This window comes from Bacteroides congonensis (genome assembly GCF_900130125.1).
In the GTDB taxonomy this organism is placed as follows: domain Bacteria; phylum Bacteroidota; class Bacteroidia; order Bacteroidales; family Bacteroidaceae; genus Bacteroides; species Bacteroides congonensis.
The window spans coordinates 941,589-965,030 of the sequence record NZ_FQXY01000009.1 but is presented as its reverse complement, the minus strand read 5'-3'; the positions used below and the strand labels follow the sequence as shown (position 1 = coordinate 965,030).

Annotated in this window: 22 protein-coding genes and 2 pseudogenes; 13 read left to right on the top strand and 11 right to left on the bottom strand. The window is 42.1% G+C overall.

What is annotated here, in order from left to right:
• Window positions 1-10: 10 nt before the first annotated feature.
• The 3 genes and pseudogenes from BQ7997_RS25500 to BQ7997_RS10730 form a co-directional block, all read right to left on the bottom strand.
• The gene (locus tag BQ7997_RS25500; RefSeq protein WP_156150088.1) at window positions 11-109 is read right to left on the bottom strand and encodes a smalltalk protein; all 99 of its coding nucleotides are present in this window, start codon (window positions 107-109) and stop codon (window positions 11-13) included.
• Between the two features lie 46 nt (window positions 110-155).
• Complete coding sequence (locus BQ7997_RS10735) at window positions 156-641, bottom strand: HU family DNA-binding protein (RefSeq protein ID WP_394333728.1); 486 nt, start codon at window positions 639-641, stop codon at window positions 156-158.
• A gap of 258 nt (window positions 642-899) precedes the next feature.
• Window positions 900-3,042: pseudogene (locus BQ7997_RS10730) on the bottom strand (DUF3987 domain-containing protein).
• Between the two features lie 175 nt (window positions 3,043-3,217).
• Here BQ7997_RS10730 and BQ7997_RS10725 point away from each other — a divergent pair.
• From BQ7997_RS10725 to BQ7997_RS10695, 7 genes are all read left to right on the top strand, one after another.
• On the top strand, window positions 3,218-3,565 hold the full coding sequence (locus tag BQ7997_RS10725; RefSeq protein ID WP_073346126.1) for a hypothetical protein: 348 nt from the start codon (window positions 3,218-3,220) through the stop codon (window positions 3,563-3,565).
• A 78-nt stretch (window positions 3,566-3,643) separates the two neighbouring features.
• Window positions 3,644-4,690, top strand: a complete 1,047-nt coding sequence (locus BQ7997_RS10720; protein WP_073346123.1) for a mannose-1-phosphate guanylyltransferase — start codon at window positions 3,644-3,646, stop codon at window positions 4,688-4,690.
• 107 nt (window positions 4,691-4,797) lie between these two features.
• Window positions 4,798-6,057, top strand: a complete 1,260-nt coding sequence (locus tag BQ7997_RS10715) for a TolC family protein (RefSeq protein ID WP_073346120.1) — start codon at window positions 4,798-4,800, stop codon at window positions 6,055-6,057.
• A 16-nt stretch (window positions 6,058-6,073) separates the two neighbouring features.
• Window positions 6,074-6,985, top strand: coding sequence for an HlyD family secretion protein (locus tag BQ7997_RS10710; protein WP_073346118.1), 912 nt, complete (start codon window positions 6,074-6,076; stop codon window positions 6,983-6,985).
• A 15-nt stretch (window positions 6,986-7,000) separates the two neighbouring features.
• Window positions 7,001-8,479: an ATP-binding cassette domain-containing protein gene (locus tag BQ7997_RS10705; protein WP_073346115.1), complete on the top strand. Its 1,479-nt coding sequence runs from the start codon at window positions 7,001-7,003 to the stop codon at window positions 8,477-8,479.
• 2 nt (window positions 8,480-8,481) lie between these two features.
• Window positions 8,482-9,585 (top strand): ABC transporter permease, encoded by a 1,104-nt coding sequence (locus BQ7997_RS10700; RefSeq protein ID WP_073346111.1) that lies wholly within the window; start codon window positions 8,482-8,484, stop codon window positions 9,583-9,585.
• 25 nt (window positions 9,586-9,610) lie between these two features.
• Window positions 9,611-10,726 (top strand): ABC transporter permease, encoded by a 1,116-nt coding sequence (locus BQ7997_RS10695; protein ID WP_073346109.1) that lies wholly within the window; start codon window positions 9,611-9,613, stop codon window positions 10,724-10,726.
• Window positions 10,727-10,832: 106 nt separating this feature from the next.
• Here the strand turns inward: BQ7997_RS10695 and BQ7997_RS10690 are convergent, their stop codons facing one another.
• From BQ7997_RS10690 to BQ7997_RS10670, 5 genes and pseudogenes are all read right to left on the bottom strand, one after another.
• The gene (locus tag BQ7997_RS10690; protein ID WP_052662111.1) at window positions 10,833-11,261 is read right to left on the bottom strand and encodes an Hsp20/alpha crystallin family protein; all 429 of its coding nucleotides are present in this window, start codon (window positions 11,259-11,261) and stop codon (window positions 10,833-10,835) included.
• Between the two features lie 272 nt (window positions 11,262-11,533).
• Window positions 11,534-12,010 (bottom strand): alanyl-tRNA editing protein, encoded by a 477-nt coding sequence (locus tag BQ7997_RS10685; protein ID WP_073346547.1) that lies wholly within the window; start codon window positions 12,008-12,010, stop codon window positions 11,534-11,536.
• Window positions 12,011-12,064: 54 nt separating this feature from the next.
• Window positions 12,065-12,451, bottom strand: a complete 387-nt coding sequence (locus tag BQ7997_RS10680) for a GxxExxY protein (RefSeq protein ID WP_010538400.1) — start codon at window positions 12,449-12,451, stop codon at window positions 12,065-12,067.
• Window positions 12,452-12,512: 61 nt separating this feature from the next.
• Window positions 12,513-12,815 (bottom strand): annotated as a pseudogene (locus tag BQ7997_RS10675) (KilA-N domain-containing protein); the annotation flags it as partial.
• A gap of 50 nt (window positions 12,816-12,865) precedes the next feature.
• Window positions 12,866-13,513, bottom strand: coding sequence for a SanA/YdcF family protein (locus tag BQ7997_RS10670; RefSeq protein ID WP_073346108.1), 648 nt, complete (start codon window positions 13,511-13,513; stop codon window positions 12,866-12,868).
• A gap of 301 nt (window positions 13,514-13,814) precedes the next feature.
• On the opposite strand from BQ7997_RS10670, the gene BQ7997_RS10665 reads away from it, so the two are divergent.
• Complete coding sequence (locus BQ7997_RS10665) at window positions 13,815-14,519, top strand: SGNH/GDSL hydrolase family protein (protein WP_073346106.1); 705 nt, start codon at window positions 13,815-13,817, stop codon at window positions 14,517-14,519.
• A 323-nt stretch (window positions 14,520-14,842) separates the two neighbouring features.
• On the opposite strand, the gene uvrB is transcribed toward BQ7997_RS10665, so the two are convergent.
• On the bottom strand, window positions 14,843-16,876 hold the full coding sequence (gene uvrB / locus BQ7997_RS10660) for an excinuclease ABC subunit UvrB (RefSeq protein ID WP_073346544.1): 2,034 nt from the start codon (window positions 16,874-16,876) through the stop codon (window positions 14,843-14,845).
• A 134-nt stretch (window positions 16,877-17,010) separates the two neighbouring features.
• On the opposite strand from uvrB, the gene BQ7997_RS10655 reads away from it, so the two are divergent.
• The 5 genes from BQ7997_RS10655 to BQ7997_RS10635 all read left to right on the top strand — a co-directional run bounded on the left by BQ7997_RS10655 (window position 17,011) and on the right by BQ7997_RS10635 (window position 20,721).
• A complete protein-coding gene (locus BQ7997_RS10655; protein ID WP_073346105.1) occupies window positions 17,011-18,309 on the top strand; it encodes a phenylacetate--CoA ligase family protein in 1,299 nt (432 codons plus the stop codon).
• A 31-nt stretch (window positions 18,310-18,340) separates the two neighbouring features.
• Complete coding sequence (locus BQ7997_RS10650; RefSeq protein ID WP_022139273.1) at window positions 18,341-18,766, top strand: hypothetical protein; 426 nt, start codon at window positions 18,341-18,343, stop codon at window positions 18,764-18,766.
• A 250-nt stretch (window positions 18,767-19,016) separates the two neighbouring features.
• Window positions 19,017-19,820 carry an outer membrane protein assembly factor BamD gene (locus BQ7997_RS10645; RefSeq protein ID WP_022139274.1) on the top strand — a complete coding sequence of 268 codons (804 nt, stop codon included), beginning with the start codon at window positions 19,017-19,019 and terminating at the stop codon, window positions 19,818-19,820.
• 14 nt (window positions 19,821-19,834) lie between these two features.
• Window positions 19,835-20,170, top strand: a complete 336-nt coding sequence (locus tag BQ7997_RS10640) for a DNA-directed RNA polymerase subunit omega (RefSeq protein WP_022139275.1) — start codon at window positions 19,835-19,837, stop codon at window positions 20,168-20,170.
• Window positions 20,171-20,277: 107 nt separating this feature from the next.
• Complete coding sequence (locus tag BQ7997_RS10635) at window positions 20,278-20,721, top strand: DUF4293 domain-containing protein (RefSeq protein ID WP_073346103.1); 444 nt, start codon at window positions 20,278-20,280, stop codon at window positions 20,719-20,721.
• A 79-nt stretch (window positions 20,722-20,800) separates the two neighbouring features.
• On the opposite strand, the gene BQ7997_RS10630 is transcribed toward BQ7997_RS10635, so the two are convergent.
• The gene (locus BQ7997_RS10630) at window positions 20,801-21,535 is read right to left on the bottom strand and encodes a porin family protein (protein WP_044655033.1); all 735 of its coding nucleotides are present in this window, start codon (window positions 21,533-21,535) and stop codon (window positions 20,801-20,803) included.
• A 7-nt stretch (window positions 21,536-21,542) separates the two neighbouring features.
• Window positions 21,543-23,306: a LysM peptidoglycan-binding domain-containing protein gene (locus BQ7997_RS10625; protein ID WP_073346102.1), complete on the bottom strand. Its 1,764-nt coding sequence runs from the start codon at window positions 23,304-23,306 to the stop codon at window positions 21,543-21,545.
• Window positions 23,307-23,442 lie beyond the last annotated feature (136 nt).

Here is a 23,442-nt window from a genome sequence, read left to right as displayed (position 1 = left end):
TTCTGCCGGATTAATGTCCCATACAGGACGTTACACCAATAGCTGAAATGATGGAAGTAGCAATAGTCACGATGAACTGAAGGATATTCTTCCAAAGTTGCTTTTTCATATAAATTTAATTTAAAGAATGAATAATGGATAGATTACATAATGGATTAAGCTGCCGGATCCGGAGTTTCACCATCGTCGCCTGAGCCGCCTTGGTTGCCACCACCGTCATCTGGTAACGGTTCATCGCCTGCATCGGGCTTGGCGTCACTTTTATACAGGGTGTAGTCCATTGTTTTACACAATTTGCGAAGGTCGCTTCCCGGATAGAAGAGCACTTTGCCTTTCTCGATACAGGATGCATTGAACTCTTTCACCGTTTCGGTGGGAATGCCGGTCTTGATACTCATACGGAAATTGCCGAGGTCACCCATTTGGACGATATTGCCCTCTTCCAATACGTTGACGATTTCGAGCAGGAATTCACCGATACAACCTTCCAGTTCTCCTTTGGAGTAGGAAGAACGTTCGGAAATACGCTTGCAGACTTCCTTGACGGTTACTTTGCGGCCACTGCGTGCTACGGCATAATACTTGGGAGCTTCGTCCGGTTTCAGCAGATTCTTACGGGGCATGATAATGTACTTTTGCATAATTCTTGATGTTTAAGTTTTTAAATTCAGTTGCTTGTCACTTGTAATCGATTACATTGCAAAGATACTATCTCCGGTTACCGGCAAGACGGGTATTGACGTTCACGGACGTTATGGAAACTGGAAAAATCATCGGGATGTTTGTTGCGAATCATCCCAATGATTGAAAACGAACTATGGGATGATTTTTTCAAACTTCCCATAGATTTTCGAGGCTTTCAAAATGACAAACTGACAAAAATGACAGATGTGACTATCTCACTTTATCTTTTCATAGACACCGTGTGAAACCTTATTGATTTTCACACCATTAAGAGCTTTCAGGAGACGTGCGACTTTACGAATATTGATATCGTATTTTGCGCCGACTCTCATGGCTTCGTCAGTCGTGAAAGTATCCGGCAGTTCTTTGTAGAAATTCCGTGTATTGTCCGGATTCTTTAAAGGTTGGAGTGAAGGAGAACCCATTGAGGATAATAACAGACGGCTATGTTCGTAGCAACACAATACTAGCCTGAGAGAGCGCTTGAAATCAATATCGTTGCAATAAATCTCCGGTGAGAGGTCATTTGCCTCGAACTGGCGGATACGTGTCTGAATCATACTGATACGCATTACCAGAAATGCATAACGTTTCACGACAGCCTGCAAATCATCATTGCCTTCCAGCGTTACTTCTTCCAGTAATCGGGAGAAGGTTTCGTTCAACAGTTTCCACTGGGAACGGCTTAGATGGAAAAGTACAGGATTTTTCAGGCAGAAATTGTAGAGCTCAAAGACCTGATGTGACAAAGGTTTAAAACGGTCTTCGAGAGAGACACAGTCATCACCCATTTCTTTCCAATGAGGAAAGCCACGGAAAGTATAGTAGAGGATACGGCTGGCAAGACCGTTTTCGGAACTGCTCAGCAAACCATTCAACTGTCCGGGAGTTCCGGTGAGGAGCAAGGCGAGCTTGGGATAGCGGATGTAGATTGGTACCAGTCCGTTGGCTTTGTAGGAAGAGTCGATATTCTCGTGCTCGAAAGCTTTGCGGAGCATGTCATCGAAGTTGCCGCAATCCAGGTGGTTGGCGGTGGAAAGCGTTTGTGCTTCGGTGTCGAAAATAATGCTTCCTTGTTCTCCGTTGTCCTGCATTTGAATTTGCATACGGGTATAGCTGGTAGTGGCGGGAATGATGAGCAATTTGAAAGGAGGTGCTGTTGGTTCTTCCGGTCGCGTATCGCCCGTTTTCTGTTTCCGGTTGCATTCGGCTTGCCAGGCGGAACGTTCCTGTTTGTATTTTTTCTGTTGTTGTTCGCTGGTGGTCAGGATATGACTATGTATCTCCTCCAGCAAATAACGTCCGACTTGTGCAATGCTCTTCCCGCTGCCGGCCGGAGAAATAATAATACTGAAGATATGAGTAGAATATTTTTTATGATTATAAATGCCGAATGTCTGCGGCAGGACAGAACTTAATGCCGTGACAATGGACAGGAATGAAATGTCACGTTCACGAATATCTTCGTCTTCGATGATACAGTCGTCCATGAGAGCAGGCAGATTTTCGAACAACTCATCGGGAAAAACCACTGTGTTTTTTCTTAATTCTTCTCCCTGCCAATAAGAATCGTCCGCTTCTTCGTTACTGGCGGGAGTACCATATGGCATTTTTGTCAGTTTGTCATTTTGAACCGGACGGGATGCAGTGGGCTTAGCCTCCGACTGCTGATTAATAACGCGCTCGTAGCCGGAGTGAAATGCGCTTTTTAATTCTCCGATGGGAAAATCTGTAAGCTCTGAATAGGTCGTGAGTTCACGTAATAGCGTTTCTTCCGGATAGTGACGGCGACAGGCTTCACAGGCCATTTTAAAGAGATGCGTGTGACGTTGTCCTTTAGTCAGCGGATAAAGGAAAATATAGGACGAAAGAAACTTTTCTACTTCTCCTTGGGGGAGATTTTGTAGAAATTCATAAGCGGTATCCGGTGTTTTGTTTTCTATCGGAAGAATACTGGCAGGACGGGCTTGCCCGACAGCCGGTTCTAATATGAAAGGTTGATACAGACCGGCAAGATAACCATTCGGCGAGTAGCTGAAGTAGCACAAGCGGCTTTCGTCCTTGCCGGTCGGGGACATGGTCGTAGTCCAGACAAATAATATTGCTGGGAAGGAGAAAATTTCTGATGGCATGTGCGCCGTTGAATGTTCCGGCAGGGGTGAAGCAGGGGAGTCGGCTTTTCAGCTTTTGCGCTGCTTCGTTGTCACCTTCTGTATGGTAACGACGAATGGTGTTGATGGTAGCGGCATAGATCGGATGGATACACATAGTGATAACTTCCAGAAAGGACATGACTTCCGGTCTTTTGGAATACACATTTTCATAAACGGAGACTTTGATTTCTTCAAGTAGTTTCATGAGAATTTAATTATAATGATACACTCTTTTTTATTCCGTTCGTTTGGAATAGCGGGAACAAAAGTAGTGGGAAGAAAGAATAGAAAGGTACCAACTGTTGGTACTCATTGGTGGATTACTTTTGTAATTCATTATTTATAATAGCAAACATTTAAAATAAAATAGGTAAAAAGTCATGGAAAAGGAATGTTACAATTTTGTGAGTAATGTAATGATAGCTTTGTTGGCAACCGACAAATTGAATACTTATGATTTTCTTACGGAAGAACTGGATATCTCCAGGCGCACAGTGAGCGATATGAAACAAGGGAAAGATATACGTATCTATTATTATATAATAACCATCAATTTTCTGATGGATGAAATTCATCTGCATGCTTCGCTGGCGGAGCTTCTTAAACAAATAAGGATCACTTTGGAGGAAAATAAGGATTTAGTGATAGGAACCATACCCCATAAGAGACAAGGGAGAAAGTGTGTACCCGAAGAGTGGGTGGAAGTGTTGAAATGGGAAAATGTATGATTTGTTCTGTTTTCCTTGCGAAATTGGACATTTTGGAGTAAATTGCGCAATTATTTTTAAAATTGGAGAATAACAGGTATGGATAATCATGTCGTAATAATGGCTGGTGGCATTGGCAGCCGTTTTTGGCCGATGAGTACACCGGAATGTCCGAAACAATTTATTGATGTAATGGGGTGTGGACGGTCGCTGATTCAGTTGACTGCCGACCGTTTTGACGGTGTTTGCCCGAAGGAAAATATGTGGGTGGTAACTTCTGAAAAATATATAGATATTGTTCGGGAGCAGTTGCCGGAGATGCCGGAGAGTAATATTTTGGCGGAACCTTGTGCACGGAACACGGCGCCTTGCATTGCTTATGCCTGCTGGAAAATTAAAAAGAAACATCCGAATGCAAATATCGTGGTAACTCCTTCGGATGCACTGGTTATTGATACGGGGGAATTCCGCCGGGTGGTAGAGAAGGCGCTTCGTTTTACGAATGATAGCAGTGCTATTGTTACCCTAGGTATCAGACCGACTCGTCCGGAAACAGGATATGGATATATCGCTGCCGGAGAGCAGATAATGACGGACAAGGAGATTTTTACGGTGGATGCATTCAAGGAAAAACCGGATAAAGAAACTGCGGAGAAGTACTTGGCAGAAGGTAATTTCTTTTGGAATGCCGGAATCTTTGTGTGGAATGTACGTACCATCACTTCAGTGATGCGTGTATATGCTCCGGGCATTGCACAGATTTTCGACCGTATCTTCCCGGATTTCTATACGGAGAAAGAAAGTGAAACGATAAAGAAACTGTTCCCGACTTGCGAAAGCATTTCTATTGACTACGCAGTGATGGAGAAAGCGCAGGAAATCTATGTACTGCCCGCTTCATTCGGTTGGTCGGATTTGGGTACATGGGGAGCTTTGCGCGGGCTCTTGCCACAGGATAAATCGGGAAATGCTACGGTAGGAACTGATATTCGTCTGTATGACAGTAAGAACTGCATTGTGCACGCCAGTGAAGAAAAACGGGTGGTAGTGCAAGGGCTGGACGGATACATCATTGCCGAAAAAGATAATACGTTGCTGATTTGCAAATTGGAAGAGGAACAACGTATCAAGGAATTCTCGAAATAATTTATTATATATTAATTGAGAAACGGAATAAATCAGTGAAATATAACTGGTTTATTCCGTTTTTTTGTATTTTTAGAATTCATATTATTAGTAATAAATAGTTTCGTATGAAAAGAATGATTTTCAGTTTCTCCTTTTTGTTGTTTGTATCGAGTATGTATGCGCAAATTACGTTGGAAGAATGTCAACGGAAAACGCAGGGGAATTATCCGCTGGTACATCAATATGGCTTGGTGGAGAAAACAAAGGAATATAGTCTGGAAAATGCGGCCAGGGGATATTTACCTCAATTGGCTCTTTCGGCGAAAGCTTCTTATCAGAGTGAAGTGACGGAAATCCCCGTGAAAATTCCCGGAGTGGATATAAAAGGTTTACCCAAAGACCAGTATCAGGTTGTGTTGGAATTGCAACAGAAAATCTGGGATGGTGGCGGAATCCGTATGCAGAAGAAGCAGACAACGGCGGAGGCTGAAATAGAGAAGGAAAGACTGAATGTGGATATGTATGCACTGAACAGTCGTGTGAATGATTTGTATTTCGGAATCCTGTTGCTGGATGAGCAGTTGCGACAAAATGCATTGTTGCAGGATGAACTGGAACGGAATTATCGTCAGATTACTGCTTATGTAGAAAATGGAATAGCCAATCTGGCGGATTTGGATGCAGTGAAAGTGGAGCAACTGAATACCCGTCAGAAGAGGGTGGATCTTGTTTCGTCGCGTGTCGCGTATTTGAAAATGCTTTCGCTGTTGGTGGGAGAAGAATTGTCGCAGGAGACTACGTTGGAGAAACCTGTTCCACAGAATGAGGTTTCGGCTGTCAGTGAAATACGCCGGCCGGAATTGTCTTTGTTTGATGCACAGGGAGCCGGATTGCAAGTACAGGAGAAAGCACTCAATGTGCGCCATCTTCCGCAATTCGGATTGTTCGTGCAGGGGGCTTATGGGAATCCGGGGTTGAATATGTTGAAAAACGAATTTTCTCCTTATTATATTGCGGGTGTACGGCTTTCGTGGAATTTCGGTAGCTTGTATACGTTGAAGAATGACCGGCGGGTGATTGAAAACAAGCGTCAGCAATTGGACAATAACCGGGATGTGTTTCTTTTCAATACGCGGTTACAAATGACACAGCAGGATCAGGCAATCCGTTCGTTGGAGAAACAGATGCAGGATGATAATGAAATTATCCGTTTGCGTACCAATATCCGCAAAGCGGCTGAGGCAAAAGTGGCTAATGGTACATTGACCGTGACCGAGATGCTTCGGGAACTGACTAATGAAAGCCTGGCACGTCAGTCGAAAGCCCTGCATGAGATTCAGCGGTTGATGGGTATTTATCAATTGAAATATACTACGAATTATTAAAATAACTTCTCAGGATATGAAAGGAATAACAAAGATAGGAATGTGGGGGATGGCATTGGTAATGTTATCCGCCTGTGGAAACGGAACGCCTGATTATGACGCTACCGGTACGTTTGAAGCAACGGAAGTCATTGTTTCTGCCGAAGCTGCCGGAAAATTGCTGAAACTGGATATAGAGGAAGGGACAAGGTTAAAAGCAGGTGAGGAAGTGGGATTGGTCGATACGGTACAGTTATATCTGAAGAAGTTGCAACTGGAAGCCAGTATGAAATCTGTGGAAAGTCAGCGTCCGGATCTTGCCAAACAGATTGCCGCTACCAAACAGCAGATTGCTACGGCCGAACGTGAAAAGAAGCGGGTGGAGAACTTGCTTGCTGCGGGTGCGGCCAATCAGAAACAGTTGGACGACTGGGATGCACAAGTCAAATTGCTCGAAAGACAGCTTGCAGCACAGGAATCATCATTGCTGAACAGTACGAACAGTCTGACGGAACAGGGAAATTCAGTAGCCATACAAGTGGCGCAGGTGGAAGACCAGTTGGATAAATGCCACATTCAGTCGCCTATTGAAGGTACGGTGCTGGCAAAATATGCGGAAGCCGGTGAACTGGCATCTGTCGGCAGACCGTTGTTTAAGGTGGCGGAAACGGATGGAATGTACCTGCGGGCTTATATCACTTCCGAACAGTTGTCACAGGTGAAGTTGGGAGATAAGGTGACTGTTTATGCCGATTATGGAAATTCGGAGCAGAAGGCCTATCCGGGTGTGATTACTTGGATTTCCGACCGTTCGGAATTTACCCCCAAGACTATTCTGACAAAAAATGAACGTGCTAATTTGGTCTATGCGGTGAAGATAGCTGTGAAGAATGATGGAGCGCTGAAGATAGGCATGTATGGTGGAGTGAAAATGAAAGTTGGGAATTAAAAAGAGGAAATTCAGATGAAAGGGGCGGATGGAAGAGAACCCATAGTGGTGGTGGAAGAAGTCAGCAAAAGTTATGGAAAGGTGGAAGCGCTGAAAGGAGTTTCTTTTGCAGTGGAGCAGGGAGAAATCTTCGGGCTGATTGGGCCTGACGGTGCGGGAAAGAGTACCTTGTTTCGTATCCTGACTACTCTATTGCTGGCTGATAAGGGTACGGCAACTGTCGGCGGACTGGATGTAGATTCAGACTACAAGCAGATTCGTACGCGGGTAGGATATATGCCCGGTCGCTTTTCGCTCTATCAGGATCTCTCGGTGGAAGAAAACCTGGAGTTTTTCGCTACGGTATTCCATACGACTATTCAGGAAAATTATGATTTAATCAAGGATATTTATCAGCAGATAGAACCGTTCAAGAAGAGAAGGGCAGGTGCTTTGTCGGGTGGTATGAAACAGAAACTGGCATTAAGTTGCGCGTTGATTCATAAACCGGATATTTTATTTTTGGATGAACCTACTACCGGTGTAGATCCTGTGTCGCGTAAAGAGTTCTGGCAAATGCTCAGGAATTTAAGGCTGCAGGGAATTACGATTATCGTTTCAACTCCTATTATGGACGAAGCCCGTCAGTGTGACCGGATTGCTTTCATCAATCATGGACAGATTCATGGCATTGACACACCTGAACGTATTCTCCGACGATTCGCTTCTATCCTTTGTCCGCCTTCGTTGGAACGGGAGGAAGTACGGCATGAGGCGACGCCTGTGATTGAAGTAGACCAGCTGACAAAATGTTTCGGGAACTTTATGGCAGTAGACCATATATCCTTTCAGGTGAACCGCGGAGAAATCTTTGGCTTTCTGGGTGCTAACGGAGCAGGGAAGACAACCGCTATGCGTATGCTTTGCGGATTGAGCAAGCCGACATCGGGTGTAGGGAAAATTGCGGGATATGACATTTTCCGGGAAGCTGAACAGGTGAAGAAGCATATCGGATACATGAGTCAGAAGTTCTCTTTATATGAAGATTTGAAAGTCTGGGAGAATATCCGCCTGTTTGCCGGAATCTATGGAATGGAAGAACAGGAGATAGAACGAAAGACGGAAGAACTGTTGGAACGTTTGGGGTTCTCTGACGAACGGGATACTTTAGTGAAAAGCCTGCCTTTGGGGTGGAAACAGAAACTGGCTTTTTCGGTTTCAATCTTTCACGAACCAAGAATCGTCTTTCTGGATGAACCTACCGGTGGAGTGGATCCTGCTACGCGAAGGCAGTTTTGGGAGTTGATTTATCAGGCTGCCGACCAGGGAATCACAGTATTTGTGACTACGCATTATATGGATGAGGCGGAATACTGTAACCGGATTTCTATCATGGTGGACGGGCAGATTAAAGCGCTTGATACACCTGTTCGTCTGAAGCAGCAGTTCGGAGTGGAAACGATGGATGATGTTTTCCAAAAATTAGCCCGCGATGCGGTGCGTAAAGCAGATTGATTATGAGACAGTTTATAGCTTTTGTAAAGAAAGAGTTTTATCATATTTTTCGTGACCGACGAACGATGCTGATTCTGTTGGGGATGCCCGTGATACAGATTATCTTGTTTGGTTTCGCCATCAGCACGGAAGTCAGGAATGTTCGGTTGGCGGTGCTCGATCCTTCGAATGATATGGTGACACGGAAAATCATTGATCGTCTGGATGCCAGTGAGTACTTTACTGTTACCGCCCGTTTTCATTCGCCGCAGGAGATGGAGGCTGCCTTTCTGAAAAGTGAGGTCGATATGGCAATCGTTTTCGGTAAACGTTTTATGGACGGGCTTTATGCGGGCGATGCCCGTGTGCAGTTGATTGTAGATGCGACGGATCCGAATATGTCGACTTCGCAGGTAAATTATGCGACCGGAATTATTTCTATGGTGGGGCAGGAGATGTTGCCACCGAATGTTTCGGCTGCCCGTCTGATTCCTGACATCAAACTGCTGTATAATCCTCAGATGAAGAGCGCTTATAATTTTGTGCCCGGAGTGATGGGACTGATTCTGATGCTGATTTGTGCCATGATGACTTCTATTTCTATTGTTCGCGAGAAAGAAACGGGTACGATGGAGGTGCTGTTGGTTTCGCCCGTGAAGCCATTATTCATTATTTTGGCAAAAGCTGTACCTTATTTTGTTTTGTCATTTGTCAATCTGATAACGATTCTGCTGCTTTCGGTCTTTGTACTTGATGTTCCGGTGATGGGAAGTTTGTTTTGGTTGATAACGGTGTCTTTGTTGTTTATCTTCGTATCCCTGGCTTTGGGATTGCTGATTTCATCGGTCACACAGACACAGGTTGCCGCTATGTTGGTATCGGGTTTGATGCTGATGATGCCCACGATGCTTTTGTCGGGGATGATTTTCCCTGTTGAGAGTATGCCGTTGATACTTCAGTGGATTTCAGATATACTTCCGGCACGTTGGTATATCCAGGCGGTACGGAAGTTGATGATTGAGGGTGTTCCGGTTCTATTTGTAGTGAAGGAGATTGGTATTTTATTGTTGATGGCGACGGTGCTTATAACGGTCAGCTTCAAGAAATTCAAGTACCGGTTGGAATAATAATGGGCTAAATGGAGAATTATTTATGATAAAGTTCCTGATAGAAAAAGAGTTTAAACAGTTGCTCCGCAATTCGTTTCTGCCGAAATTGATTCTTGTGTTTCCATGCATGATTATGCTGCTGATGCCTTGGGCTGTGAACTTGGAAATCAAGAATATCCAGTTGAATATAGTGGATAATGACCATTCGGCTATCTCTCAACGATTAGTAAATAAAATTGCCGCTTCCACTTATTTTCGTTTGGTGGAAGTGCCGGCTTCTTATGAAGAAGGTCTCCGGAATATTGAAACCGGAACGGCGGATATTGTAATGGAGATTCCGGGGCATCTGGAACGGGATTGGATGAATGGTGAAGATGCTCATATCTTAATTGCTGCCAATGCGGTGAATGGGACGAAGGGGGGACTTGGAAGTTCTTACTTGGCTTCTATAGTTAATGATTATGCTGCCGAATTGCGTTCGGAACGTCCTGAAGCTGCTGCTGTTTCCGGTGCTTTTCCTTCTATCCGCATTGATACTCAGGGATTGTTTAATCCGAATTTGAATTATAAGCTATACATGATTCCGGCATTGATGGTTATGTTGCTGACATTGATTTGCGGATTTCTGCCTGCCTTGAATGTGGTTAGCGAAAAGGAGGTGGGGACGATTGAACAAATCAATGTAACACCGGTTCCGAAGTTCATTTTTATTATAGCCAAACTGCTGCCTTACTGGTTGATTGGGTTCATAGTACTGACTTTATGTTTCCTGTTGGCATGGCTGATTTATGGCATAGTGCCTGTCGGGCATTTTGCAGTGATTTACTTCTTTGCGGTTCTTTTTGTATTGGTGATGTCCGGTTTCGGACTTGTTATTTCCAATTATTCAACTACGATGCAGCAGTCGATGTTTGTGATGTGGTTCTGTCTGTTGATTCTGATATTGATGAGCGGGTTGTTCACTCCGATCAGCAGTATGCCGGAATGGGCACAATGGATTACCATGTTGAATCCCTTGCGTTATTTTATGGAAGTGATGCGGATGGTATATCTCAAAGGAAGCGGGTTCTTTGATTTATTGCCACAGTTGGGAATATTGCTGTTCTTTGCAGTTGTGTTTAATAGTTGGGCGGTGGTTAGTTACCGGAAGAATCAATAAAGGATATACCTGTAAGTATATAAAAAGACAGCTCGTTTTCCATCTATCGGAAAGAGCTGTCTTTATTTTTTCTATCACCGTTTCCGGTGATAAGTTGGTTACTGTATTATTTTATTTCAATTTGTCTATTGGGCTTCTTCACTTCTTCTTCAGAGAGTTTGGGAAGTTCAATATTCAGAACGCCATTATCTACGGATGCGGCAATTTTTTCTTTGTCTACATTATCCGGTAGAATCATTGTCTGCTGGAACTTGGAGTATGAGAATTCACGGCGCAGATAGCGACCATCTTTCTTCTCCTCTTTGTTTTCAGTCTTCTTCTCCATGCTGATGACGAGGTTGTTGTCTTCATCAATGCGGACATTGAAATCATCCTTCGTCATGCCCGGAGCAGCCAGTTCTACTTTGTATTCCTTTTCTGTTTCCAAAACATTAATTGCAGGTGCGGTAGCATTTGCTTTTACCATCCAATCGTTATCAAAGAAATCATTAAAGATACTTGGTAACCAACTTTGAGTTCTTCTAACAGGCATCATAATTTTAGTCTCCTATCTTTAAGTTAAACATTCAATTAATTCAATTTTGGACTTCGGAACTTTCACTTCCGGTGACAGGAATTATCCCGATTTTCACCGTCAGTTCTTGAACCGTCATTCACTCTTAAATATGCAAACCTCATGCCATAAGATTTTTGAGACTGAAATTGTCTATTTGTCATTTATATAATGCCAATTTTACTTGTTCGGTGACAAAATGTATCCTGTTTTTATTTATTTTATATAAGATAGATATTAATTTGATAATCTGCTTACTTCTTACCGATTAGTTTGAATCTTAGTCTAAGCGTCTGTCTTTCCTCATCATAATCATAACTGATGATTTTGAAGGTTCCCACTTCTGAAGTGTTGGATACGTGTAGTCCTATACAGGCACAAGCATCGTAATCTCCAATGCGAATGATACGAAGTGTTTCGCTGGCATCAGCAGGCAGTTTACTGAGGTCTACGATGTCTTTTGCCTGCTCATGCGTCATAAATTCAATGGTCACCGGCAAATTCTGACTGATAACTTCATTCACTTTATCTTCAACAGATTGTATCTGCTCCGCTGTAGGGCAAGATGAAAGAATATAATCGCACTTACTCTTTTTTCTTTCTATATGGGCATTACGGGAGCGCGGGCAACCAAAGGTCTTTACCATGGTAGCGTTAAGTAGATGCTCCGCTGTATGCATAGGTGCGATTGACACATCCTGAAATTTGGGGGCTGCTTGATTTATTTCCATAATAGACAAATTTTTATTGCTTTTAGACATAAGAACAAAAGAACATATTTTTTCTTATGCGTTATTTTTATGTTTATATTCTCTGAATTTTCTTTTTATTTCGATACGTTCACCACCAAAGTTTATTAATAAGCCGTGGTCTGTATTGGTAGCGGTTAAGTAATTTACTAATTGGGTTTCGTGTATAGGAAGAAGATGCTGTACCGCTTTAAGTTCAATGATTATTTCTCCTTCTACGATTATGTCTGCTCTGAATTCTCCTACAATTTCATTTTTGTAATATACATTTATAGGAGTTTCTGTATCTGCATGAATACCCTTTTCTTTTAATTCTATCATCAATGCTTTCTGATAAACATTTTCAAGAAAACCTGCTGCAAGGTGTGTTCTTACATTATAAGCACACTGGATAATAGCTTTTATCAAACTTTCTATTTCCATGTTTCTTTTTTGTTCTTATGTTCTTTTGTCTAAAAAATAAGATAATGTGTCTCATCTGTATTCCCGATTTGGATATAATTCCAATAGCACCGGTTGTTTCTATCCATTTTTGAGGTGAAAGAGTAAATGCATTTAGTCCTGCTTCCTTTCTAAACCCCTCGAATTCGAGGGGTTTAAATTTGGGGTTATACAATATCTCCCATAATCCTAAATATTCAATAGTCATTCTATTGCGTAGCCAATTAGCAATAACAGCGTTGGCATCTGTTGTCTTGTATTTAGCTATGTCAGTTAAGGAAATATAATCTGTATCGTTGATTTTTAAGATCGTAACGTCTGTTTTCTGAACTGTAATTTTTGTCATATTCTGATTTTTCAGTAAAGGTAAATCTATCTTTTGGAATAAAGAAACTTTTACATGCTTTTCTTGCCAATTATAATCTTTCCCCCTAAGAAATGGGGCTGTTTGTCTATTGCTAAATCAATAAACATTTTCACTCTTGCAAGTAATTCACGGATATTGGTCTTCAGTCCGGCATAGGCGTTCACGTCTTTGGCATTATAACCGATAGCATTTATTCCATTCTTTTCGGCTAGATAAATAGCACGTTCATTATGGAAGCGCTGGGAAATAATAGTCAGTTGATTTTGTCCGAATACCTCTTTGGCACGTATGACAGAGTCAAGCGTACGGAAGCCGGCATAATCTAAGTAGATAAACTTTTCGGGGATTCCTTTTTGCATGAGTGCCTTTTTCATTTCTTCCGGCTCATTGTAATCTTCTCTGCGATTGTCGCCGCTGATAAGGATATATTTTATTTTTCCTGCTTTGTATAGTTCGACAGCCGCGAGAATACGATAGTCGAAATATAGATTATTATTCCCATTCTTTAGTTTGGGAGAAGTGCCGAGTAGTAGTCCGACTTTATTCGTGGGGATAATGCTTGCTTCTGTATATATCTTGGAAGTTGTATGTTTTTTTATTGTTCTGTTACACACAATGATACAGGTAATACACAGAATAGTGAATATTAAGGCTATATAAAGCAATTTGCGTTTCATCTATTTTTTTTGTTTACAAAAATACCACTCTTTTTTAGGATTCCAAACCTATAGACATAAAAAAAGGAGCAACGCCTTGCTCCAACCTTTGTTAACCTTAAATCTAATACTATGAAAAACACATTGCAAAGATACGGACTTTTGCGATATCTGCAAATAATCCAAGAAAAAACGCATGTTATATAACATAGATTAAGAAAAATGAGTCTTGCCTTAACGGTTATTCGTCATTTAGCCACCTGTTTATAGAGATTTTTTTATCTTTGCACGAAATATCATATTACTAATACTTAATATAAACATGAATAAAAGAAGATTAGGCCAATGGTTATTGTTGGCCATTGTTTGTTTGAGTTTCCCGATAGGAGAAAGTTATGCACAAAAAAAGGATTTTGCAAATTTAGGCCGTTATTCAAAAGAAAATGCAGCTCTTCCGCAAGCGGCAAAGAAAGAGAAGAGAGTTGTTTTTATGGGGAACTCCATTACCGAAGGCTGGGTGCGGACTCATCCGGACTTTTTTAAATCGAACGGCTACATCGGTCGTGGAATCAGTGGACAAACTTCCTATCAGTTCCTGGTACGTTTCCGGGAAGATGTGATTAATCTTTCTCCGGCACTGGTCGTGATTAACGCCGGAACAAATGATGTTGCTGAAAATACGCAAGCTTATAATGAAGATTATACATTCGGGAATATTGTTTCTATGGTAGAGTTGGCCAAAGCAAACAAGATTAAAGTGATTCTGACTTCCGTATTACCTGCCGCCCAATTCAAATGGCGAATGGAAATAAAGGACGCTCCTCAAAAAATCAAATCATTAAATGACCGGATAGAAGCTTATGCAAAGGCTAACAAAATTCCGTATGTGAATTATTACCAGGCATTGGTTGTACCGGAGAATCAGGCTTTAAATCCTCAATATACAAAAGATGGAGTACATCCGACGGGTGAGGGATATGATGTTATGGAACCAATAATAAAGAAAGCGATTGAAAAAGCACTCTAAACGAGTTTGTTGATATTATAATGTAATCTATGAATGCTGCTTGATAATCATCTAAAATCAGGCAGTATTTTTTATGAAGTTATCCGTCGAAGAGTAGGGTAGCAGAGGTATGGACATAAAAAAAGGAGCAACGCCTTGCTCCAACCTTTGTTAACCTTAAATCTAATACTATGAAAAACACGTTGCAAAGATACGGACTTTCCGGATATCTGCAAATAATCAGTCTATGATTGGTGTTTTTATAACACTAATTAATAAAACGGCCGCTCTATTATAGATTTATTGATATTCAAGCTGTGGGATAGAAGAAAAACAGGGATTAGCTATCCCCATTTCTCTTTCATTAAATCTTCCAGTTTCAATAACTCGTCACGATATTGTGCAGCTTCGATAAATTCCAGTTTCTTGGCAGCTTCCTGCATCAGTTTGCGCGTACGTTCGATACTCTTTTCCATTTGCGGTTTGCTCATGTATTGTACTATCGGGTCGGCCGCTATATTGGGTGTAGCAGGTTCGATGTAAGCATGTCTTTCTTTCAGCAATTCATTAGCTTCAGAATTGGCATTGCCGAATACAGCCAGGTTTCTGGCCTTCTTGATCTGTTGCGGAGTAATACCGTTTGCTTCATTATAAGCCAACTGTTTCTCACGGCGACGATTCGTTTCGTCAATGGTCAGTTTCATGCTATCCGTCATCTTGTCGGCATACATGATAACTTTTCCGTTCACATTACGTGCGGCACGTCCTGCAGTCTGTGTCAGGGAGCGATGGGAGCGAAGGAATCCTTCCTTATCGGCGTCAAGAATAGCTACAAGCGATACTTCAGGAAGGTCTAGTCCCTCACGAAGCAGATTCACTCCGATGAGTACATCATAGATTCCTTGCCGGAGATCATCCATGATTTTGACGCGTTCAAGTGTATCGACATCGCTATGGATATAATTACATCTTACATTATTATTAAGAAGATATTCCGTCAACTCTTCCGCCATCCGTTTGGTCAGCGTAGTGACAAGTACACGTTCTTCTTTCTCGATCCGCAGTTGGATTTCTTCCATTAAATCATCAATCTGGTTAAGGCTCGGACGAACTTCAATAATAGGATCCAACAAACCGGTAGGACGAATTACCTGCTCCACAACAATACCTTCGGATTGGATTAATTCATAATCTGCGGGCGTGGCGCTGACGTAAATGACTTGTTTTGCCATCTCCTGAAACTCTTCAAATTTCAGAGGACGGTTATCCATGGCAGCAGGCAGGCGGAACCCATATTCCACAAGATTGATTTTACGCGCACGGTCGCCACCATACATGGCACGGACTTGTGGTATACTGACGTGACTTTCGTCAATTACAATCAGGAAATCATCCGGGAAGAAATCAAGCAGACAGTAAGGACGGGTACCTGCTGTGCGACCGTCGAAATAACGGGAATAATTTTCAATACCGGAACAATGCCCGAGTTCCCGAATCATTTCCATGTCGTAAGTAACCCGCTCATATAATCGTTTAGCTTCATACTCTTTGCCGATAGACTCAAAGAATGCCACTTGTTTGGTCAAGTCATCCTCTATTTCATGGATAGCACGGAGAGTCGCTTCCTTGGTAGTCATAAACAAGTTGGCCGGATAAATTTTATAAGCATCGAAAGGAGCGATAGTGGCACCTGTAACAGGATCTACCTCTTCTATGCCATCAATTTCATCTCCCCAGAAAGTGACGCGGAGCAGATTGTCCGTGTATGCCAGATAAACATCCACCGTATCACCTTTCACGCGGAAATTACCACGATTGAGATCAATATCGTTGCGTACATACAAGCTGTCCACCAAACGGCGGAGAAATACATTACGATCCATCATGCGTCCCCGTTCTATCTCAATTACATTTTTATAGAAGTCCGAAGGGTTTCCCATACCATAAATACAGGAAACGGAAGAAACCACTACCACATCTTTTCTTCCTGAGAGCAGGGCGGAAGTGGCGGCAAGACGAAGTTTGTCGATTTCGTCATTAATCATCAAGTCTTTTTCTATATATGTATCACTACTTGGCAAATAGGCTTCCGGTTGGTAATAGTCATAATAAGAAACGTAATATTCCACCGCATTATTCGGAAAGAAGCCTTTAAACTCGCCATACAACTGTGCAGCCAGCGTTTTGTTATGGCTTAAGATCAATGTCGGTTTATTGATATTGGCAATTACATTGGCAATGGTAAATGTTTTTCCCGAGCCGGTGACTCCCAATAAAGTTTGTGCAGGAACTCCCTGAAGTACCCCTTCAGTAAGTTGCGCAATAGCTTCCGGCTGATCCCCGGTAGGCTTGTAAGCTGATGTTAGTTCAAAATTCATAGTTAATCCTAAAAAGTGGAGCAATATTCGGCAAAATAATCGAGATTACAAATCATTTTTCCAAATAAATCCTTTACTTTGCAACATATTAATATCAAAAAACAGATTCATACAACTAGTAATACCGGAAACACATGATTTGGAATGAGAGCATTGAGTGTATGGACCGCGAAAGTCTTCGCAAGATTCAAAGCATACGACTCAAGAAAATTGTAGATTACGTTTATCATAACACGCCCTTCTATCGGAAGAAGATGCAGGAAATGGGAGTTACTCCCGACGATATCAATAGCATAGATGATATTGTAAAACTGCCGTTTACCACGAAACATGATTTAAGAGATAATTATCCGTTCGGACTTTGTGCCGTGCCGATGAGTCAGATTGTACGCATCCACGCATCTTCCGGTACAACCGGAAAGCCGACGGTCGTTGGATATACCCGCAAGGACTTGTCCTCATGGGCGGAGTGTATATCCCGTGCTTTTACGGCTTACGGTGCAGGCCGTTCCGATATATTCCAGGTGTCTTACGGATACGGGCTTTTCACGGGGGGGCTGGGTGCGCATGCCGGAGCCGAAAATATCGGAGCTTCCGTTATTCCGATGTCCAGTGGCAATACCGAAAAACAGATAACCCTGATGCATGATTTCGGTTCTACGGTACTTTGCTGTACGCCGTCTTATGCACTCTATCTGGCGGATGCCATTAAAGATTCCGGTCTGCCGCGCGAAGATTTCAAACTGAAGGTAGGAGCTTTCGGTGCGGAGCCATGGACGGAACATATGCGCCATGAAATCGAGGAGAAACTCGGTATCAAAGCTTACGATATTTATGGTTTGAGTGAAATAGCCGGCCCCGGTGTCGGTTATGAATGTGAATGCCAACAGGGCACTCACTTGAATGAAGACCATTACTTCCCTGAAATTATTGATCCGAATACGTTGCAACCGGTAGAACCCGGACAAACAGGCGAATTGGTATTTACCCATCTGACGAAGGAAGGAATGCCGTTGCTTCGTTACCGTACGCGTGACTTGACCGCCTTGCATCACGATAAATGTTCCTGTGGCCGTACATTGGTACGTATGGATCGCATTTTGGGACGTAGTGACGATATGTTGATTATCCGCGGTGTGAACGTATTCCCGACACAGATTGAATCCGTTATCCTTGAAATGGCTGAATTCGAACCGCATTATCTGCTGATAGTAGATCGTGCAAACAATACCGACACCATGGAACTTCAGGTGGAAGTACGTCCTGAATTCTATTCTGACGAGATAAACAAGATGCTGGCCTTGAAGAAGAAACTGGCGGGACGTCTGCAAAGTGTGCTCGGACTGGGAGTCAACGTGAAACTGGTAGAGCCGCGCAGCATTGAACGTAGCGTAGGCAAAGCGAAACGAGTGATTGATAACAGAAAAATTTAATACCTGAACTTACATATAATACTTTACGATCATGGTAGCAAAACAACTTTCTATCTTTTTGGAAAATAAGTCAGGCCGTCTGACGGAAGTGACTGAAGTGCTGGCGAAGGAGAATATCAACCTTTCCGCCTTGTGCATCGCAGAAAATGCTGATTTCGGCATTTTGCGTGGAATAGTATCCGACCCGGATAGAGCATATAAAGCTTTGAAAGATAATCATTTTGCAGTGAATGTGACCGATGTGGTCGGCATTAGCTGCCCCAACATACCGGGCGCTTTGGCCAAGGTACTGGGATTTTTATCCGATGAAGGAGTCTTTATCGAATATATGTATTCGTTTGCCAATAACAATATCGCTAACGTAGTGATTCGTCCGAGCAATCTGGATAAATGTATCGAGGTGCTGAAAGACAAGAAAGTCGATCTGCTGGCGGCAAGCGACCTGTATAAACTGTAAATATAGCAACGTGGAAAAAATAGTGACGCTATCCGGTAAGGATACCGTCACTATATGATAACGATACCGTCACTATCCCGGGCATATACCGTCACTATTGTTTATTGACCCCGTTTACGGTTTATCACCCGCAATTCACCGTCATTTTCTCCCCTTTTGTCGATGTTTAACGCCTTTTATGTATTAAAAAACATAGATTAATTGCTAAATTCCCGGCGAATAAGTAACTTTGCGCATTATTTTAAATAGGATGAAGAAAAATATCATTATAACTTTGCTTGCGGCAGCCACTCTTACGTCATGTGGGGAGTATAATAAATTGCTGAAAAGCACCGATTACGAATACAAGTACGAAGCCGCCAAAAACTATTTTGCGAAAGGACAGTATAACCGTTCGGCTACTCTGTTGAATGAGTTAATCACCATTCTGAAAGGAACGGACAAGGCGGAAGAGTCTTTGTATATGCTGGGAATGAGCTACTATAATCAGAAAGATTATCAGACGGCCGCCCAGACATTTATCACCTATTTCAACACCTATCCACGTGGTACTTTCACTGAACTGGCACGTTTCCATGCAGGTAAGGCATTGTTCCTGGATACTCCGGAACCACGTTTGGATCAATCAAGCACTTATCAGGCTATCCAGCAGTTGCAGATGTTCATGGAATACTTTCCGAACAGCACAAAGAAGCAGGAAGCACAGGATATGATTTTCGCTTTGCAGGACAAGCTGGTGCTGAAAGAGCTTTATTCGGCCAGACTATACTATAACTTGGGTAATTACATGGGTAACAACTATGAGTCTTGTGTCATCACGGCACAGAATGCCCTGAAAGATTATCCTTATACAGATTATCGCGAAGAACTATCTATCTTGATTCTGCGTGCAAGACACGAGATGGCTATTTATAGTGTGGAAGACAAGAAGATGGATCGTTACCGTGAAACGGTTGATGAATATTATGCTTTTAAGAATGAATTCCCTGAAAGCAAGTACTTGAAAGAGGCTGAAAGAATATTCAATGAATCACAGAAAGTAATTAAAGACTAAATTTAAATAGATTTATGGACTACAAAAAGACGAATGCTCCTGTTACAACAGTAACTCGTGACATGATGGAACTCTGCTCTGATACAGGGAATGTTTATGAAACTGTTGCCATTATTGGTAAGCGTGCTAATCAGATCAGTGTGGAAATCAAAAGTGATCTTTCTAAGAAATTGGCAGAGTTTGCTTCTTATACCGATAACATGGAAGAGGTATTTGAAAACAGGGAGCAAATCGAAATTTCTCGTTACTATGAGAAATTGCCGAAACCGGACTTGATTGCTACGCAAGAATACATCGAAGGGAAAATATATTATAGGAATCCTGCTAAGGAAAAGGAAAAACTTCAGTAATCTATTTTCTGACGAAAAGATTGATAGTCAAGTAGTAAGTGGGATGATAATCCCTGCTCCTTATTGCTTGGCTATTATTGTTTAACTTAACTACTATAAGAAAACTTATGATTCAACGGATTCAAACAGTTTATTTACTGATTGTTGCAGGATTGCTGATTACGGCAATGTGCTTGCCGATGGGCTATTTTATTGATACAATGGGAGAGCATCCCTTTAAGGCTTTGGGAATGGGTGTAAACGGTGCTTTCCAGTCCACGTGGGGATTGTTTGGTATTTTGATGCTCAGCACCTTGGTGGCTGCCGCTACAATCTTCTTGTTTAAGAACCGTATGTTGCAGATTCGTATGACGATTTTCAATAGCCTGCTGTTGGTGGGTTATTACATCGCCTTCCTTGCTTTTTATTTTGCATTGAAGAATGACGCGAACTTGTTCCGTATTGGTTGGGCGCTATGCTTGCCGCTTATTTCTATTATCCTTAATATATTGGCGATTCGTGCTATCGGACGGGATGAAGTAATGGTAAAAGCCGCAGATAGATTGCGATAATTTGAGCATTCATATTTGATACAAAAAGCACCGCTTTAGTCATGCTAAAGCGGTGCTTTTTGACCTCTAAAGCGGTGCTTTATTTTTTCAAGTCAAATAAGTAAGTGAGCTTTATGGTAATCGTGCCATGTGCCGCACGTGCAAAATAATCTTTTTTCGTAGTGCTATAGAAATCGGACAGGGCAAAGTAATAACGTCCTTCCACAATGAAGCTACCTGCTTTCTTTGTTCTGAGTTCCACGCCGCCACCGCCGGCAATACCATAATCAAATTTATTCTGAATCTTGACGCCATATACTGCTTTCTGGGTATTTGACAAGTTATTCATGTCTATCCCGTCTATTGTTTCGGATTCACTTATCAGAAAGCCGATTTGAGGCCCTGCATGGACGAAGAACTGCAATCCTCTGTCTCGTCCGAAAGCAAGATGGGCGAGAAAGGGAATGTCGACATAAGTCATTTTGCGGGTATATGTCTTGGTGGGGTCTTTGGAAGTCACTTCATATCCGTTGGCATCCAATGATACAGTTTCGAATAACTGATCCCAACCTCGTTGCGAGACGTTCAGTTCGACCTGTGCACCGCAAATCATGGCAAAATACTTTTCGGAAATATATCGTGCTGTCAATCCGCCGGTAATACCCATCAGGCTATTTTGCTTGATGGTCGGAGTGAAAGAAGCGCTGTTCAGATTGACGCCGCCGTTGATACCCACAGAAAAATTATTTCGTGCTTCTCCGATTTGGGCAGTAGCAGGCAGAGTAAAACCTGTAAGCAGGAGTGCTGCGATCAAAAATGGTTTTATCTTTATCATTTTCGTATTATTCGAAGTCTAGTTTTACTAATTCAAAATTCTTAGTGAAACGTATGAAGAACACCTTCTTATTAATAAATCCCCCCCAGTTGTTCACACGCTGGAATTTGAATCCGGTCTGAATAGGAGTCAGATTCATTTTAGGCAGATTATTTTCAAGTTCCGAGCCATAGCGTGACAATCCTTTCAGGAAGAAGAAACCGGTATCAAATCCAAGCATAGCATAGTTTGGAAATTTACTTGTTAAATCCTTGCTGTACCATTTATGGTAGTTGTTGGTGAATTGCACAGCCGCCGGGAATAATGTATTTGTATAGAACGAAGAGTAGAAATATACATCCAGTTCAAAGAAACTATCTAAATGGTCTTTAGTGTAAATTTGCCATTCCGGATAGCCGAATAAGTGAATGTTTTGTTCGGGATTATCTCTGACCAGCAGAGTTAATTGTGGTAGTGCCTTGATCAGTAGCACATTCGTGCTTGATGTTGGAATAAAGATGTTTTCCTTGTCATTACGAAGTGCTGCCTTTAATGTCTCTTTCGTAGCGCTTTCGTTGACTGTCTGCATCGAGACTCCCTTGCTTTTCAGTTCCTGCTTCAAACCGCTGATAAATTCCGCTTTCTCCTTATCGGCAATTGCCGGCTCGATAAAGATAACGTGTGCATTAGGAAATTGACGGGTAAAATGCTCGTAAACTTCCGAATATAAATAGGATTGTGGCGTATTGATCTGATATACGGCAGGATTGTTGAATACTTCTTCACCTTTCTGTGAGAAAGGAATCACCAGACGGATATCATTCTTTTCTGCGAAATCAGATAAAGGTTTAATTTGGTTCTGATGCATCGGGCCAAAGATTACATCCATCTTCTTCATCTCGTTTTTGGCAAGAATCGTATTTAAGGTAGAAACATCTTTACCACTATCATATACATATAAATCGAGCGAAGTACCAGTGCGTTTCAGGCTATCTACTGCCATGAGGAATCCTTCGTAATATTCCACCATACGTTTGTCTTCCTGGAAAGGCAGCACTATTGCAGCTTTAATGGTAGACATCTCTTTGGGAGTCTCTTTGCTCTTACGGAAAAGTTCGCTGTTGCTCGGTGGAATAGCATAAGGATCTTCTTTTTGAGTAGGCTGTACGGTAGTTGCTGCCGGGTAGGGGATACAAAGGAACTGTCCTTTTTTCATTCCCTTTTTCAATTCGGGATTGGCGGCAATCAATTCCTGTTCGCTGATGCCATATTCACGGCTCACGCTGAAAATAGTTTCTTTGCGTTTCACCTTATGCATATCCTTGCATCTGGGAACCACAGGGCCTTGGATATTGCTTTGCTCAACCGGTGGTGTCTGCATGGCAACTTCCTTTTCCTCTTTCTGTGGAATCAGGATTACTTGTCCGATACGGAAATTCTCGGCACTTAAACCGGGATTGGCTTCACAAATATCTTTCGCGGATACATTATACATGGTTGTCAGTTTGTACAAAGTCTCTCCGGCTTGAATCGTATGGAAAGTTTCTCCTTTCTGGCTTTCTTTTCCTTTAGGAATCTTAATCGTTTGTCCGGCATAGATTTTCTCGTCGCAACCGGGATTCAAACGGATAATATCCGATGTAGTGACATTGTACATCTTGGAAATAGAGTATAAACTTTGTCCTTTTTCGATGGTATGCAAGAAATATGACTGGTTTTCCTGTGCATAACTGACGGCGTATGAAACGCTTATAAAAAGCAGAAATAAGAATATTCGGTTTATCGGTTTCATCAAATTATAACTATTGGTTCTTGAAATCAAGGAACAAAGGTACAAATAATGCCCTATATCTTCATAAGATTTGAGTTAAGAAAATAATATTGTGCTTTTTTAGGAGCATATTTCGGGCGGAAACATTAATTTTGCA